16 protein-coding genes are annotated in these 15242 nt (G+C 70.0%); 2 read left to right on the top strand and 14 right to left on the bottom strand.

The features are described 5' to 3' along the window. The 11 genes from HYU53_17590 to HYU53_17540 all read right to left on the bottom strand — a co-directional run. Nucleotides 1-707 (bottom strand): signal recognition particle receptor subunit alpha (locus HYU53_17590; GenBank protein MBI2223005.1); only part of this gene is annotated, 707 nt, incomplete at its 3' end. 157 nt (nucleotides 708-864) lie between these two features. Beyond that, nucleotides 865-2115: a bifunctional 3,4-dihydroxy-2-butanone-4-phosphate synthase/GTP cyclohydrolase II gene (locus HYU53_17585; protein MBI2223004.1), complete on the bottom strand. Its 1251-nt coding sequence runs from the start codon at nucleotides 2113-2115 to the stop codon at nucleotides 865-867. 35 nt (nucleotides 2116-2150) lie between these two features. Next, nucleotides 2151-2777: a riboflavin synthase gene (locus HYU53_17580; protein MBI2223003.1), complete on the bottom strand. Its 627-nt coding sequence runs from the start codon at nucleotides 2775-2777 to the stop codon at nucleotides 2151-2153. Beyond that, nucleotides 2758-3849, bottom strand: coding sequence for a bifunctional diaminohydroxyphosphoribosylaminopyrimidine deaminase/5-amino-6-(5-phosphoribosylamino)uracil reductase RibD (gene ribD, locus HYU53_17575; GenBank protein ID MBI2223002.1), 1092 nt, complete (start codon nucleotides 3847-3849; stop codon nucleotides 2758-2760). Before ribD ends, HYU53_17580 begins: the two co-directional genes overlap by 20 nt. Continuing rightward, complete coding sequence (ftsY, locus tag HYU53_17570) at nucleotides 3846-4757, bottom strand: signal recognition particle-docking protein FtsY (GenBank protein ID MBI2223001.1); 912 nt, start codon at nucleotides 4755-4757, stop codon at nucleotides 3846-3848. The genes ribD and ftsY overlap by 4 nt, the downstream gene beginning before the upstream one ends. Nucleotides 4758-4789: 32 nt before the next feature. Further along, entirely contained in the window at nucleotides 4790-5785 is a 996-nt protein-coding gene (locus tag HYU53_17565; protein MBI2223000.1) for an NAD(P)-dependent glycerol-3-phosphate dehydrogenase, read from the bottom strand. Next, nucleotides 5782-6378 carry a glycerol-3-phosphate 1-O-acyltransferase PlsY gene (gene plsY, locus HYU53_17560; GenBank protein MBI2222999.1) on the bottom strand — a complete coding sequence of 199 codons (597 nt, stop codon included), beginning with the start codon at nucleotides 6376-6378 and terminating at the stop codon, nucleotides 5782-5784. Before plsY ends, HYU53_17565 begins: the two co-directional genes overlap by 4 nt. Next, nucleotides 6375-6950, bottom strand: coding sequence for an RNA 2',3'-cyclic phosphodiesterase (gene thpR / locus HYU53_17555; GenBank protein ID MBI2222998.1), 576 nt, complete (start codon nucleotides 6948-6950; stop codon nucleotides 6375-6377). The genes plsY and thpR overlap by 4 nt, the downstream gene beginning before the upstream one ends. Continuing rightward, nucleotides 6947-8212 carry a competence/damage-inducible protein A gene (locus tag HYU53_17550; GenBank protein ID MBI2222997.1) on the bottom strand — a complete coding sequence of 422 codons (1266 nt, stop codon included), beginning with the start codon at nucleotides 8210-8212 and terminating at the stop codon, nucleotides 6947-6949. Before HYU53_17550 ends, thpR begins: the two co-directional genes overlap by 4 nt. Then, nucleotides 8209-8676 carry a phosphatidylglycerophosphatase A gene (locus tag HYU53_17545; GenBank protein MBI2222996.1) on the bottom strand — a complete coding sequence of 156 codons (468 nt, stop codon included), beginning with the start codon at nucleotides 8674-8676 and terminating at the stop codon, nucleotides 8209-8211. Before HYU53_17545 ends, HYU53_17550 begins: the two co-directional genes overlap by 4 nt. A gap of 10 nt (nucleotides 8677-8686) precedes the next feature. Continuing rightward, on the bottom strand, nucleotides 8687-9109 hold the full coding sequence (locus tag HYU53_17540) for an RDD family protein (protein MBI2222995.1): 423 nt from the start codon (nucleotides 9107-9109) through the stop codon (nucleotides 8687-8689). 107 nt (nucleotides 9110-9216) lie between these two features. Between HYU53_17540 and HYU53_17535 the strand changes: the two genes are divergently transcribed. Continuing rightward, nucleotides 9217-9516 carry a hypothetical protein gene (locus HYU53_17535; protein MBI2222994.1) on the top strand — a complete coding sequence of 100 codons (300 nt, stop codon included), beginning with the start codon at nucleotides 9217-9219 and terminating at the stop codon, nucleotides 9514-9516. 16 nt (nucleotides 9517-9532) lie between these two features. Here HYU53_17535 and HYU53_17530 read toward each other — a convergent pair whose 3' ends face one another. After that, nucleotides 9533-10372 (bottom strand): hypothetical protein, encoded by an 840-nt coding sequence (locus HYU53_17530; protein ID MBI2222993.1) that lies wholly within the window; start codon nucleotides 10370-10372, stop codon nucleotides 9533-9535. 59 nt (nucleotides 10373-10431) lie between these two features. On the opposite strand from HYU53_17530, the gene ftcD reads away from it, so the two are divergent. Next, nucleotides 10432-11337, top strand: coding sequence for a glutamate formimidoyltransferase (gene ftcD, locus HYU53_17525; protein MBI2222992.1), 906 nt, complete (start codon nucleotides 10432-10434; stop codon nucleotides 11335-11337). A gap of 109 nt (nucleotides 11338-11446) precedes the next feature. Here the strand turns inward: ftcD and HYU53_17520 are convergent, their stop codons facing one another. Both HYU53_17520 and HYU53_17515 read right to left on the bottom strand, forming a co-directional pair. Further along, nucleotides 11447-12832: a sigma-54-dependent Fis family transcriptional regulator gene (locus HYU53_17520; protein MBI2222991.1), complete on the bottom strand. Its 1386-nt coding sequence runs from the start codon at nucleotides 12830-12832 to the stop codon at nucleotides 11447-11449. A 55-nt stretch (nucleotides 12833-12887) separates the two neighbouring features. Continuing rightward, a complete protein-coding gene (locus tag HYU53_17515) occupies nucleotides 12888-15242 on the bottom strand; it encodes a HAMP domain-containing protein (GenBank protein ID MBI2222990.1) in 2355 nt (784 codons plus the stop codon).

Below are 15242 nucleotides of genomic sequence, written 5' to 3'. Positions count from 1 at the left end.
TTGAACTCGCCGGCGCTCTTGATCGCGTCCTGGCCGGTCATCGCGTCGGCGACGTACAACTGATCGATCGGCGCGACCGCCGCCTTGATCGCCTCGAGCTCCCCCATCAACTCGTCGTCGATGTGGAGCCGGCCGGCCGAGTCCACGATCACGGCGTCGAACCCGAGATTCCGCGCTTCGGCGAGCGCCCCCTTTGCGCGGTCGACCGGGTCGAGATTGCCCGCCGGATCGTGCACCCGGAGCTGCGCCTGCCTGGCGAGCACCGAGAGCTGCTGGATCGCCGCCGGGCGCCGCACGTCGGTCGAGACGAGCATCGGGTGCTTGCCCTGCTTCGCGAGCAGCCGCCCAAGTTTGGCCGCGGTCGTCGTCTTGCCGGAGCCCTGGAGCCCGAGCAGGAGGATGACGCGGGGCCGCGCGGCCGCCGGCGGAAGCCCCCCCTGGGTTTCCCCAAACAGGGCCAGCATCTCGTCGCGGACGATCCGCACGACCTGCTGATCCGGGGTGAGGCTCTTGAGGACCTCTTCTCCGACCGCCTTGTCGCGCACGCGGTCGATGAACGCCTTGACGACCTTGAAGTTGACGTCGGCCTCGAGCAGCGCCATGCGGATTTCCCGCAGCGCCGCCTCGACGGTCTCTTCGGTCAGCCGCCCCTCTCCGCGCAGCGAGCGGAAGACACCCTGGAGCCTTTCGCCCAGCGTTTCAAACATGCTTCTGTCGCGCTAAGAGGTTCAAACGCAAACGGTTATGGTACCCGAAGCGGGGCAGTTGTGTCAATCGGATGAGCGCCCTGAGCGGAAAGGGGGACAGTCACACTTTCCGGCCTTCGACCCAAGGAAAGTGTGACTGTCCCCCTTTTCGCGTCCCTTACACCGAAGAGAGCTTGTGCCCCAGCTTCTCCTTCTTCGTCTTCAGGTAGCTGCGGGTCGTATCCGAGGCGGGAATCTCCAGCGGAACTGACTGGGTGACCGACAAGCCGTACCCTTCGAGACCGACGAACTTGCGCGGGTTGTTGGTCAGCAGGCGCATCGAGCGCACCCCGAGATCGGTCAGGATCTGCGCGCCGATGCCGTAGTCGCGCTGGTCTGGCTTGAAGCCGAGCCGCTCGTTGGCCTCGACGGTGTCGAAGCCCTCGTCCTGGAGCTCGTACGCGCGGATCTTGTTGGCCAGCCCAATCCCGCGACCTTCCTGGTTGAGATACAGCAGGACGCCGCGTCCCTCCTGCGCGATCCGCTGCATGGCGCAGGTCAGCTGCGGACCGCAGTCGCAGCGCGCGGAGTGAAACACGTCGCCGGTCAGGCAGCGCGAATGCACGCGCAGCAACACGTCCTTGCCGTCCCCGAGGTCCCCTTTCACCAGCGCGACGTGCGTCTCGTTATCGATCCCGCTCTGGTAGGCATACACGCGAAAGTCGCCGAACTCCGTGGGGAGCTTCGCGGACGCCACGCGGCGCACCAGGCTCTCGGTGCGCATCCTGTACTTGATCAGATCCGCGATCGTGATCATGAGGAGGCCGTGCTTGCGCGCGAACTTCGCGAGCTGCGGAACGCGCGCCATCGTGCCGTCCTGGTTCATGATCTCGCAGATGACGCCGGCCGGATACAACCCGGCAATCCGCGCCAGGTCCACCGCCGCCTCTGTCTGGCCGGCGCGCACGAGTACGCCGCCCGCGCGCGCGCGGAGTGGAAACATGTGCCCCGGGCGCGACAGGTCGGCCGGCCGGGTCTCGGGATCGATCGCCGCCAGCACGGTCGCGGCGCGGTCGGCCGCGGAGATCCCCGTGCTCGTCCGGGCTTTCGCCTCGATCGAGACGCAGAACGCCGTGTCGAAACGCGAGCTGTTCTGCTGGACCATCAGCGGGACATCCAGCTCCTCGAGCCGTTCCACGGTCATCGGCATGCAGATGAGGCCGCGGCCGTGCGTCGCCATGAAGTTGATGACTTCCGGCGTGATCTTCTCCGCCGCGATCGTCAGGTCCCCCTCGTTCTCCCGATCCTCGTCGTCGATGACGATGACCATGCGGCCGCGACGGATGTCCTCGATGGCGTCTTCCACGCGCGCAAACGGGGCGACCGCTTTCTTCTGCGCGCCCTTGGCAATGCGAAGCTTGGCTGGCATGGCTCCCCACGGCGCGACGCGCGCGCCGCCGATGACTAGACGACCTCGCGCGACGTCGCCCGCGCCAGGTCCCACCCGGCGAGCTCCGCCACGCGCGCAACATATTTCCCGAGAATGTCGCACTCGAGATTGACGGCATCGTGCTCCCTGGCCGCCCGCAGGTTCGTGTGCTCCCAGGTGAACGGGACGATCTGGACGTCGAACATCCTGTCGTCCAGGCCCGCAACGGTCAGACTGATGCCATCGACCGCCACGGACCCCTTGCGCACGAGATACGCCGCCAGCGCCGCCGGGTATTTCACCGTCAGCCAGTGGCTGTCCCCTTCGTGCCGCAACTCTTCGATCGAGCCGATCCCGTCCACGTGCCCCTGTACGAAATGACCACCGAGACGGGACTCCGGTTTCAACGGCCGCTCGAGATTCACGAGCGTGCCCAGCCGCAGGGCCGTCAGCGTCGTCACGCGGGAGGTCTCGGGAGACACATCAGCGTGGAATCCAGTCGAATCGGCCGAAACCACGGTGAGGCAGACGCCATTGACGGCGACCGAGTCGCCCGGGGTCAGCTCCGGCGCGATGGGCGCCTTCATGCGCACGCGGAACCCGGCGGGCGTCGGCTTCATCTCGACGATCTCGCCGATGGATTCAATCAGGCCTGTGAACATCGATCTCTACTCGAACATCGGGCCCGCACGCGCGAACCAGCACGGGGCCGACCGGCAGGGGCAGGTCGCCCGGGCTCAGCCAGCCGACACCCGCCGCGCCGGCCGTGACCGGCGCGATGTGGAGCTGCAGGCGATCAACGCATCCCGCGCTCCAGAACGCGTGCTGCAGCCGCGGCCCTCCCTCGAGGAGAAGCGAGGTGACGCCGCGCTGCGCGAGCCGCTCGAGTCCTCCGGTCAACTCGTCGCCGGGCATCGCCTCCACTTCCGCGCCTGCGCGCTCGAGCGCCCGGGCACGGTCCGGATGGGCTGAGATGCCGGCTGCGGTACTCATGATTATGACCGGCCCGGCGGCAGAGGTCGAGAGCAGCCGCGCCGACGGCGGCGTCCTGAGCTTCCGGTCGAATATGACACGCACGAGCGGGCGAGCCCGCCACGCGCCTCGCGCCGTCAGGCGGGGATCGTCGGCGGCCACGGTTCCCGACCCGACAGCGATCGCATCGATCGCCGCCCGCTCGCGATGGATCCACCGGTTGGACGCTTCAGACGTAATGGACATCAACCGGCCGCCAGGGGCGGCGACCTTGCCGTCCAGCGTGAGCGCGATCTTCAGCGTGACGTGCGGCCGATTGCGCCGGATCCAGGTGAAGAACGCGGCATTGAGGCGCGCCGCTTCCTCCGCGCACACGCCTTCGTCGACCTGGACGCCGGCGGTGCGCAGGTCGGCGAACCCGCCTCCCGCCACCTGGGGATTGGGATCTCTGAGGGCGGCGACCACGCGGCGGATGCCTGCCGCCACGATGCGCCTGGTGCACGGACCGGTCCGCCCAACGTGGCAGCAGGGCTCGAGCGTGCAGTAGAGCGTTGCGCCGTGCGCGCGCGCGCCCGCCTCGCGAAGCGCCACGATCTCGGCGTGCGGCCCACCCGCGGCTTCGTGGAAGCCGCTCCCCACGACGACCCCCTCCGGCGAGACGATGACGGCACCCACCATCGGGTTCGGGCTGGTGGAACCGCGGCCGCGGGCTGCGAGGAACAACGCGCGCTCCATGAACGCGCGGTCCGCGTCGAATTTCACCACTTCTCTTCGAAGAGCGCGTCCACGTATTCCTCGGGCGAGAACGGCACGAGGTCGTCGATCCCCTCCCCGACGCCAACGTAGCGGATCGGCAGCTGCAGGTCGTGCGCGATGGCGACCGCGACGCCTCCCTTCGCGGTGCCATCGAGCTTGGTCAGCACGATCCCGGTGACGCCCGCGGCCTGCGTGAACTCCTTGGCCTGCGCGATGCCGTTCTGCCCCACGGTCGCATCCAGCACGAGGAGGACTTCATGCGGCGCCCCCTCGACCTCCCGCGCGGCGATCCGCCGGATCTTGTCCAGCTCCGCCATCAGGTTCACGCGCGTATGAAGGCGCCCGGCGGTATCGACAAGCACAACGTCGCGCTGCTTTGCCTTCCCTGACGCGATGGCGTCGAACACGACGGCGGCCGGGTCGGCGCCCTGCTGCGCGCGGATCATGTCGACGCCCGCGCGCTGCGCCCACACTTCGAGCTGCTCGACGGCCGCGGCGCGGAACGTGTCTGCCGCGCAAATCAGCGGCTGCCCGCCCTCGTCTTTCAGGATGCGCGCAAGCTTCCCCACCGTGGTCGTCTTGCCCGTCCCGTTGACGCCGACGACGAGCACGACGCGGGGGGCCTGGCCGTTGGTCGCCGCGCGGCTGGTGGACGCCAGGATGTCATGAATCTCCTGCTTGACCAGGTGCCGGAGCGAATCGCCTTCCCCGGCGCGCGCGCGCACGGCAGCGACGATTCGATCGGCGGCGGCGACGCCGACATCCGCGGAAATCAGGGCCTCTTCAAGCGCCTCGAGCGTCTCGAGGCCGACGGGGCGGCTCCGGCGTCCGGGTTCGTCGATGAAGCTGAAGCGTTCGACGATCTGCTGCGTGGTCTTCGCGAGCCCCTGCCGGATCTTCCCGAGGAATCCCATGACCTTAGTGTCAGGCTTTACGGCGAGAAGATCTAGTGCTCGGCCCTGGGCGGCCGGAGCATCAGGCGTTCCACGGCTTCGAGGGGCGCGACCCGCCCGTGAAGCACCGCGGCCATCTGCGCGGCGATCGGCAGCTCCACGCCGTGCTGCGCACCGAGCGCGAGCGCCGCGTCGGTGGTCCGCACTCCCTCGGCCACCATCCGCATGCCGGAAAGAATGTCCTCGAGCGACCGGCCGCGACCGAGCTGGACACCGACGGTGCGATTGCGGCTCAACTCGCCCGTGCACGTGAGGACGAGATCCCCCAGGCCGCTCAACCCGGCCAGCGTGTCGCGCCGGGCACCGACGGCGCACGCGAGCCGCGCCATCTCGGCGAGGCCGCGCGTGATCAGCGCGGCCATCGCGTTGTGGCCGAGCCCGAGCCCGTCCACGACGCCCGCGGCGATCGCGGTGACGTTTTTCATCGCGCCCCCCATCTCCACGCCCGCCACATCATCGGTGACGTACAAGCGAAGCGACGGCCCGCGAAATTCGTGCTGCACGGTCGTCGCCGTCACCGCGTCAACGCACGCGACACTGAGCGCCGTCGGAAGCCGGCGCGCCACCTCGGTGGCGAAGCTCGGACCGGAGACGACGGCAACCACGTGCCGGTCCCCTGCCTCCTCGACAATCAGCTCCGACATCCGGCGAAGCGTCTCCGCTTCGATGCCCTTCGTCGCGCTGACGATCGTGACGCCGCTGGGGATGAGCGGTGCCGCGTCCCGCATGACCGCACGAAGACCGTGCGAGGGCACGGCGGTGAGCACGTAGGCCGCCCCGTCGAGCGCCACATCGAGCTGCGCGGTCGGGGTCAGTCCCGCCGGAAACGCGGCGTCTGGCAGGTAGACCCCGTTGCGGCGCTCGTCCCGCATGCGCGCGACCAGCGTGCGGTCACGCGCCCATAGGCGCACCTGGTGGCCGTTGCGCGCCAGGTGGATGGCAAGCGCGGTGCCCCAGCTGCCGGCGCCAAGCACCCCGATCCGGCTCATGCCGCTTCTCCCAGGCGCCGCTCGGTGCGGTTCAGGAGACGGCGCAGGTTGGTCCGGTGTCGAAACACGATGAGTGTCGCCGCCGCCGACGCCGCGTACACGAGCGCATCGCCGCCCGCCGCGGGTTCGATCGAACCCACGAGCGGAGGCAGCGCAAGCGCCGCCACGACCGAGCCGAGCGACACGAACCTCGTCGCCCAGACGGTGGTGGTGAAGATCGCGATCGCGACGGCCGTCGCGGCCGGCGCGAGCACGCTGAAGGCGCCGGCGGCCACCGTCACGCCCTTGCCGCCGCGGAACCGCAGCCAGGCTGGATAGACGTGGCCGACGACCGCGGCCACACCCGTCGCGGCCCGCGCCGCCGGTTCGGCTCCCAGCTCTCCGGCAAGCCACACGGCGACGGATCCTTTCGCGAGATCGAGCGCGACCACGGCGATTGCGATCGAGGGGCGCGTCGTCCGGAGGACGTTGGCGGCGCCCACGTTGCCGCTGCCGGCCGCCCGCACGTCGACGCCGCCAATCCCTCGCGCCAGGAGGAACGCAAATGGAATCGAGCCGAGAAGGTACCCGGCGACAGGCAACCAGATCATCATTGCAGCGCGATCTCGCAGACCACCTCGTAACGGGAACCAGTCGACGACAGCCGGCTGCGATAGAGCGTCGCCCCCCGCACGGGCGTCCGCGCCAGTGCCGGCGGCGCTTCAGCGACCCACGCTCGAAAGCTTCGCGCGTGACGCCGGTCCAGCTCCCGGACGCGGCCAAGCGTCAGGTGCGGCGTGTACTCACGTGCCTCCCGCTCGAACCCGAGCGGCTGCAACCGTGCGTCGATCAGCTCGAACACCCGCCGCGCCTCTTCGACGCCTTCGCGCACGGCAAGCCACGCGACGCGAACGTCGCCCGAGGACGGAAAACAGCCGCCGGGCCCCAGCGTCATGCTGAACGGGGCAAGCGGCAGCGGCGCGGCAAGGGCATCGGCGAGCGATGCGGCACGCGTCTCCTCCACCTCGCCAAGGAACCGCAGCGTCACATGCAGGTTGTCCCGCTCGACCCACTTCACCGCGCGCGGCGCCCCCGCCTCCGCGAGGCGGTGCTGAAGGCTCGCGGCGACGCCCGCCGCAGCCGTGCGCGCCGCGTCATCCGGCACGAACGCGAAAAACAACCTCACGTGCGCCCGCCGATCAAGCGGCGGCGCACCAGGTCCATGGCCGTCTGCGTCGCCCAGAACTTCACGGCCTGACGGCCGCCACGGAAGTGATACGTGCGGACCCGCGCACCCTCTTCGGCGCTCGACGCGACGACAACGGTGCCAGCGGGTTTGGCCGGCGTGCCGCCGCCCGGCCCTGCGATGCCGGTAATTCCCACGCCAATGTCCGCGTGATGCCGCGCCCGGATCCCGTCCGCCATCGCCACACCGACCGGTTCGCTCACCGCGCCGTGCGCCTCGAGCAGTTCCGGCGGAACACCGAGCAGATCCACTTTCGAGGCGTTGCTATAGGCCACGACGCCGCCCAGGACGTAATCGGAGCTTCCCGGCACATCGGTGAGTCGTGACATGAGCAGCCCGCCCGTGCACGATTCGGCGACCGCAATGGTCTTCGCGTGCGCGCGGAGGAGCCGCCCGGTCACCTCCTCGAGCGATTCCCCTTCCGTGGTGAACACGCGGTCCCCGAGGGCGGCCAGGAGGTCATGCGACGCGGTTTCGAGCGCGCGTCTCGCCTCCTCCGCGTCCCGCGACACGGCGGTGAGGTGCAGCTCTATCTGGCCGGGCGCCGCCAGGATCGTCGGCGTGACGGGCAGGCCGGCGGATCGCCAGCGCGCGTACGCCGGCTGCGCCAGTTCCTCGACGTGCGATTCGCTCATCCCGGCAACCTTCAACACCCGCCGCAGCAGGCGCGTGCCGCCGCCAAGCGATGCGCCGTGGAGTTCGCACCAGAGCTCCAGCATCGGCTGCATCTCCGCCGGAGGACCGGGCAGCAGGAGGAGGCGCCGCACTCCGTCGACGATCCACAACCCGGGGGCGGTTCCTTGCGGGTTCGGCAGCACTTCCGCGCCCCGCGGCAGCATCGCCTGCCGCCGGTTGATCTCCGGCATCGTCAGCCCGCGCGCCTCGAACCGCTGCCTGATCACCTCGACGATCGCGGCGTCTTCCTCCTGCGGCAGACCCAGCACATCCGCCGCGGCGTCGCGCGTGAGATCGTCGTCAGTGGGTCCGAGTCCGCCGGTGACGATGACGAAGTCGGCGCGCGCGAGCGCGTCGCGAACCGCCGACGCGATCCGCGCGCGATCGTCGCCCACGATCGTCTTGGCGGAGACGGCAATGCCAATCGCGTTCAGGCGCTCGGTGATGTGCAGGGAGTTGGTATCGACCCGGAAGGGGGTCAGCAGCTCGCTGCCCACCGCGATGATTTCCGCGCGCGCGCCGCTCATGCGATCCAGCCTGGCGCGTACGCGGCGAGGAGCCACATCACGGCATTGCCATACACCGCGGCCGCCGCATCGTCTGCCATGACGCCGAGACCGCCGTGGAGCCGCTCGAGGCGGCCCGCCGGATACGGCTTGAACACATCGAGCACGCGGAAGACGAAGAACCCGATCAGCGCGCCTTTGACGCCGACGGGCACGAACGCGAGCGTGACGAGCATGCCGAGCACCTCGTCGATGACGATCGGGCCGGGATCGATGCCGCCGAAATAGCGCTCGCCAACCGCCGCGGCCCACACGCCGATGCCGAAGACCATCGCGATTGCCGCTGCCTGCATCCACCACGAACCGGCGAGGGCGACCAGCGCGTAGAGGGCGAGGCCGGCGGCCGAGCCGACGGTGCCGGGGGCGACCGGGAAATAGCCGATGTAGCCGAACGTGCAGAGAAAAACGGCGAGCCGCGTCAGCATGGGATCAGGATCACGACCTGACCCCATAGATTACGCGAGTTTCGGCCAGGCGATCGTGCAGCGCGCGGCGGTCCTTGCCGAGCAGCGCGGGAAGGAACCCGAGGCCGGCCGGCAGGAGCGACGCCGCATACGCCGCGGTGCGCAGCACGGCGAACCCGAAGGGCGGCTGGCTGTCGCTGTCATTGTCGACGACCTTGATGCCGGTTGCCATCTTGCCGATCGTCTGGCCGACGGCGGCGGTGAACGTGATGGTGTAGCCGGCATCGAGCAGCAACAGGAAGGTGACGAGCGGCACGATCGGAAGCGCCTGCATGCCGCCGGCGCATCCCGACGTCGATGCCGCCGAGAATCGCGAGGTCGAGCGCCGCCGCGAGGAGCCGGCGGCCCGGGGGCGCCGGCGTGACCGCCGCGGGAACCGCCAGGCGATCGGCATCCTCGTCCGCCTCGAGCTCGGCGGCGCGTTCCGGCGCAGGGGGCTCCAGCGCCAGCCGCGGACTTTCCGCGACGGCATAGCGCGATCGCATTCGGCGCGCATCGGGCGTGGGGCGGCGAACCGCGATCGGCGCGCGGGGCTCCCGCGCGGACTTGAACAGCGGCAGGTCGAACGGCGTCGCGGCATCGCCGGCCTGCACGCGATCGACGGCGAACGGCTCCACGGGCTCCGGCGCGCGGCGCCGGTCGAGCCCTTCGACCCCGGCGAGCGACAGCTCCATCGGCGGCACCGGGTCCTCGTCGCGATCGTTCAACGGAAGTTCGGCGGGTGCAGGCGCCGGCGGCTCGGCGAGCGAGAAATCATATCCGCAGTTGCGGCAACGATTCGACGACTCGAAGCTGATGTAGTGACACTTCGGACATCTCATCGGCCGGCTCCCGGTGTGGCCGAGACCGGCGCCGCGGCGGGCAGCCGCGCGCCCGCCGCCTCAAGCAGCAGGCGCTGGATCTCGGCGCGGAGCGCATCCGCTTCAGCCGATGCCGTCTCGCCGCTCGCCGCCTCGTCCAGGACGCGGAGCGCCTCTGACAAGCGCCCGCGGGAATACAGGGCGCGCGCGCGCACCAGCGCCACCTCGCCCGGCTGCGGCGTGGGCAGCGGCACCGGCGCCATCGAGGCGACCTGCGGCCTCTCTCCCGGCAGCAGCGCCATCCACGACGGCGCGCGGCCGCGGTGCGTCGCGACAAGAGCCGCGATCGTGGCGAGCGCCGCAATGACGACGACGACCGAGAGCCAGACCAGCGGGCGCCGCGCCGGCAAATGCGCGTCGGCGTGGGTACGGCCGCGGCGGCGCTCGTGGCTGGCCGGCGTCTCACCCGTGGCAGCCGCCTCGAGCCGCTCGATGCGGCCGAGCACGGCCAGCGCCTCTTCCTGCTGCGATCCGGCGCGCTCGGCCGCGCGCGTCAGCAGACGGCGGGCGACCTGTGCCTCGCCATCGTGGAAGGCCGCCATGCCGCGCTGCAGCAGCTCGTCGGACTCGCGCTGGCGTTCCGCAATCGCGCTGCGCGCCCGCTCGATGTAGGCGCGTGCGCGCGCGTGCGACCGGTCCAGGAACAGCACGCGGGTCCAGACGTTGATGGCTTCGGCGTGACGGCTGGCGAAGTAGTGATCGAGGCCGGTGAGGAGCAGTTCTTCGATCCGCGCGTCGCGGGTGGGGCCGGCGGCGCCGTTGGCGGATGAAGCCTGCTCGCGCTGCGGATCGGACATCAGAAAAAGTGTGAAGGCCGCGCAGCATTATACATGGAAATGGTGGTACAAGAGCACTTATGGCGATCATCGAGTGCGTCCCGAACATCAGCGAGGGGCGCCGGACCGACCTTGTCGAACGCGCCGCCGCCGCGATCCGCGCGGTGCCGGGAGTGCGGCTGCTCGATCATTGCTCGGACGCGTCCCACAACCGGTCCGTGTTCACGATGGCCGGTGACGCCGCGCCGCTCAAGCAGGCGGTCCTCGCGCTGTACGGCCAGGTGCTGCCGGCGATCGACCTCCGCACGCACAAGGGGGAACACCCCCGCGTCGGTGCGGTCGACGTCGTCCCGTTCGTCCCCATCCAGGGGGCCACCATGGAGGCGTGCGTGGCGCTGGCGAAGGACGTGGCCGGAGCGGTCGCCGAGACGTACGGCGTGCCCGTCTTCCTGTACGAAGAGGCGTCGGCGAACCCCGCGCGGAGGAACCTGGAAGACATCCGGCGGGGAGAGTTCGAGGGTCTCGCGGCGAAGATGGCCTCGCCCGGGTGGGCGCCGGATTACGGTCCCGCGCGGCCTCACCCGACGGCGGGTGCATCCGTCGTCGGCGCGCGCATGCCGCTCATTGCCTACAACATCAATCTGGCCACCGATCGCCTGGACGTCGCCAAGAGGATTGCCGCCGCGATCCGGCACAGCAGCGGCGGCTACCGTTACGTGAAGGCGATGGGCGTGCGCCTGGACGATCGCGGCGGGATCGCGCAGGTGTCGATGAACCTGACCAACTACGAGAAGACGCCGATCTTCCGCGTGTTCGACACCGTGAAGCGTGAGGCCGCGCGCTACGGCGTCGCGATCCTGGAAAGCGAGATCGTCGGGTTGGTGCCGTCCGAGGCGCTCGTGCGGACGGCGGAGTTCTACCTGCAGCTGGAGCGCTTCACCGCGGATCAGGTGCTCGAGAACAAGCTGCGGAACAGCGACGGATGAACCACAAAGACCACCAGGATCCCCAAGACGGGGCACCAAGGTCTTCAGGCCTATCGAGGCCGATTCGTGTTCCGCTTGGTGCCCCTGGTGGCCTTTGTGGTGGCGATCGTCAAGCCGGCTCTTCTTCTTCGTTCTTCCGCGCGGGAGCGATGCCGAAGGCGCGCATCTTGCGATACAGGTTGCTGCGCTCGACGCCGAGCACTTCGGCGGTCCGCGAGATGTTGCCGTTCTGGGCGGCAAGGGCTCGCAGGATGTAGTCCCGTTCGAACTGCTCGCGCGCGTCGTGCAGGCTCGACACCGTCGCGGACGGGGACGCGGCGGCGGGTTCGGCGACACTGCCCTCGAGGAACGCGAGGTCGGCCAGCGCGATCACGTCGCCCGGCACCATGATCATCAGCCGCTCGATCACGTTGCGCAGCTCGCGCACGTTGCCGGGCCAGCGGTACGCGCGCAGCTTCGAGAGCGCCGCGGCATCGAACCGCTTCACCCGGCGGCCGTACTCCCGCGCAAGCTCCGCCATGAAATGGTCCGCCAGCAGGGCGATGTCCGCCTCGCGGTCCCGCAGCGGCGGCACGAAGATGGGGATGACGTTGAGCCGGAAATAGAGATCTTCGCGGAAACGCCCCGCCCGGATCTCCGACGGCAGTTCCTTGTTGGTGGCGGCGAGCACGCGCACGTCCACACGGATGGTGGCCGACCCGCCCACCCGTTCGACGACCTGTTCCTGCAGCGCGCGCAGCACCTTGGCCTGCGTCTTCACGCTCATGTCGCCGATCTCGTCGAGGAACAGCGTGCCACCGTCCGCGAGCTCGAACTTGCCGCGGCGATCGGCCACCGCGCCGGTAAACGAGCCTTTGACGTGCCCGAACAGCTCGCTCTCGATGAGCTCTTCGGGAATCGCCGCGCAGTTCACTTCGACGAACGGGCCGTGCCTGCGCCGGCTCATCGCGTGAACGGTCCGCGCCACCAGCTCCTTGCCCGTCCCGTTCTCGCCGTAAATCAGCACGCGGCCGTTGGTCGGCGCCGCCATCGCCACCTGCTCGCGCAGCTGCGCCATCAGGTAGCTCTCCCCCACCATGGTGAGGCGCCTGTCCACGGTGGCGCGCAGCGCGCGGTTCTCCGCCTCGAGCTGGCGCTGCCGCAGGGCGTTGCGCACGACGAGCACCGTCTTCTCGAGCGAGAGCGGTTTCTCGACGAAGTCGAAGGCCCCCAGCTTGATCGCCCGCACCGCCGACTCGATGTTGCCGTGCCCCGAGATCATGATGACCTCGGCGTCCACGCGGCGCTCGCGCATCCGCGCGAGCGTTGCCAGGCCGTCCATGCCCGGCAGCCAGATGTCCAGGACGACGACGTCGGCCGGGCCACGCGCCAGCCGGTCGAGGCACGCCTCGCCGGACGCCACAGCCTCCACCTCGTAGCCCTCGTCGCCGAGCACGCCGCTCAGCGCCGAGCGCACGCCGGCTTCATCATCGACGATCAGGACCGTCGGCCTCACAGCCGCTCCATTCGAACCGCAACGGCCGCGAGCAACGCCAGGGGGAGCGCCGTCTTCAGCATGGCAGCTCGATCGTGAACTTCGTGCCGCGCGGCGTGTTGTCGCTGACCTCGATGCTCCCGCCGTGCTCGATGATGATGCGGCGCACGATCGCGAGGCCGAGGCCGCTGCCGCGGCGCTTGGTCGAGTAGTACGGCATGAACAGCTTCTCCCGGTCGGCCGCCGAAATGCCGGGCCCGTTGTCGGCAATCACCAGCCGCACGACCCCGTTGGCCGGATCATGCGAGGTGCTCAGCGTGATCAGGCCAGGCGCCGGCGCGGCCCCTTCCCGTTCCACGGCGCCGATCGCTTCCACCGCGTTGTCCACCAGGTTGATGACCACGCGCTTGATCTGTTCCGCGTCGAGGCGCACGGGCGGCAGCTCGGGCGCGTACTCCCGCTCGATCCGGATCGCGCGGAACAGGCCGTCGTAGAGCGCGAGCGTTTCGTCGAGCAGCGCGTGCAGGCTGCCGGGCACGGCCCGGGGCGCCGGCATGCGCGCGAACTGCGCGAACTCGTCGACCAGCGCCTTCAGCGACTCGACTTCCGAGATGATCGTCGCGGTGCACTCCTCGGCGAGGGCGCGCGCGTTGGGCGGGGCCGCGGCGAAGTGCCGCCGCATGCGCTCCGCGCACAGCTGGATCGGCGTCAGCGGGTTCTTGATCTCGTGGGCCAGCCGCCGCGCCACGTCGCGCCACGCCGCGACGCGCTGCGCCCGGATGAGCGGCGTCACGTCCTCGAACACCAGCACGGTCCCGCCGACGAGCGGATCGTCGGCAGCCGAACGCCCGGAAGTGCCGACCGGCAGCGGCGTGGCCGCGGCGGCGAGAAACAGCTCGCGCCCGTCGCGCGCGAGCGCGACCTCCTGCGCCGAGGTCGACGCCTGCTGCGCCGAGGCGCGCCGCAGCAGCGCGCCGAGCGGCTCGAGGTCCTCGCGATTGAACACCTCGGCCGCAACGGCCCCGATACTCGACTGATCGAGGCCAATCAGGCGCGTCGCCGCGGAGTTCACGGTGGAGATCCGCCCGTCGGCGGTCATCGAGACCACGCCGGTGGCGATCCGCTCGAGGATCGTCTCGATGTATCGGCGACGGTCTTCAATCTCGGCGTTCTTGCGCTCGAGATCGATCCGCGATCGTTCGAGCTTGCGCTGGCTCTGCGCGAGCTCGGCCGCCATGGTGTTGAAGGCGTCCACGAGCGAGCCGAATTCGTCGGCGGTTTCCTGCTCGATGCGGTGGTCCAGGTGCCCCGCGCCGATGGCCCTGGCGCCCTCGGACAGCATCTGCACCGGGCGCGTGATGCGCTTGGCGACGTACATCCCCATCCACGTCGCGCTGAACAGGACCATCAGCGTCATCATGAGGAAGAACGAGAGATACACACCTTGCAGCGGCCCCTTGAGAACCCTGAGCTGCCGGTAATCCTCGAACGCGTTGGTAATCCGGCGCGAGTGCATCGCGAGCTCGCCCGAGAGATAGTCGCTGGCGATGAGCACCCCCGCGGCGCGGCCGTCGGCGCCGCGCACGATGGTCGCGGCCCGCACCAGCTCGCCCCCCCGCTCCAGCCCGTCATGCTGCGTCTGCGCGCGCCCGGCGGCGATGACCCTCGACGCCAGCCGGTCGGCCGCGGCCCGGACGTGGCCGCGAGGCAGCGACGGAGACTCGACGGCGAGCAACGCCTCGGCATCGCGCCGCGTCGAGCCGCCCGCCGGCAGCTCGACGGCCCGGTACACCTCCAGCATGCCGACGCGCTGCTGCTGCACCTCGGGGGCCAGCGCCGCACGCAGCCGCTCGACGTCCCCGCCCGCGACCGCGTCGGGCGGCAGCATGCGCGCGATCCGCGCCGCGTGATCGACGACGCTCCGCTCGCGTTCCGCATAGAAATCGGCCGCGATCCGGTTCGCGGACTCGAGGACCTGGTCCATCGGCGCGCTGAACCACCGGTCCGTGCTGTTGCGAATCACCTCGCTGCCGATGATGAGCACCAGGACGGCCGGCACGATCGTCATCGCCAGCAGCGCGGCCACGAGCTTGGCGCGGAACCGCGCGAAGGGCAGCGCCTTGCGGCGCTCGACGATCAGCTTCACGATGTAGCGCGCCAGCAGGTACGCGAGCACGACGACCAGCGTCAGGTCGACAAAGAGCAGCGCCGACAGCACCACCTCGGTGAGGAAGTCCGGGTACAGCTCGGTCGATCGATCGGCAAACGCCACCATCGCCACCACACCGGCGATGAGCAGCAGGATGCCCAGGATGATGAGCCGGGGGTTGTCGGTGAAGCGACGGCGCGGCGCCTTCGGAACAGGCTTCGGCCCCGCGCCCCCCGGGGGCGCCTTCAGCGCGGGCGGCGCATCGCGCAGGGACAGCGCCAT

The organism is Acidobacteriota bacterium (assembly GCA_016184105.1).
Lineage (GTDB): Bacteria > Acidobacteriota > Vicinamibacteria > Vicinamibacterales > 2-12-FULL-66-21 > JACPDI01.
Note: the sequence above shows the minus strand (reverse complement) of the source record. Positions and strands in the feature narration are given on the sequence as shown.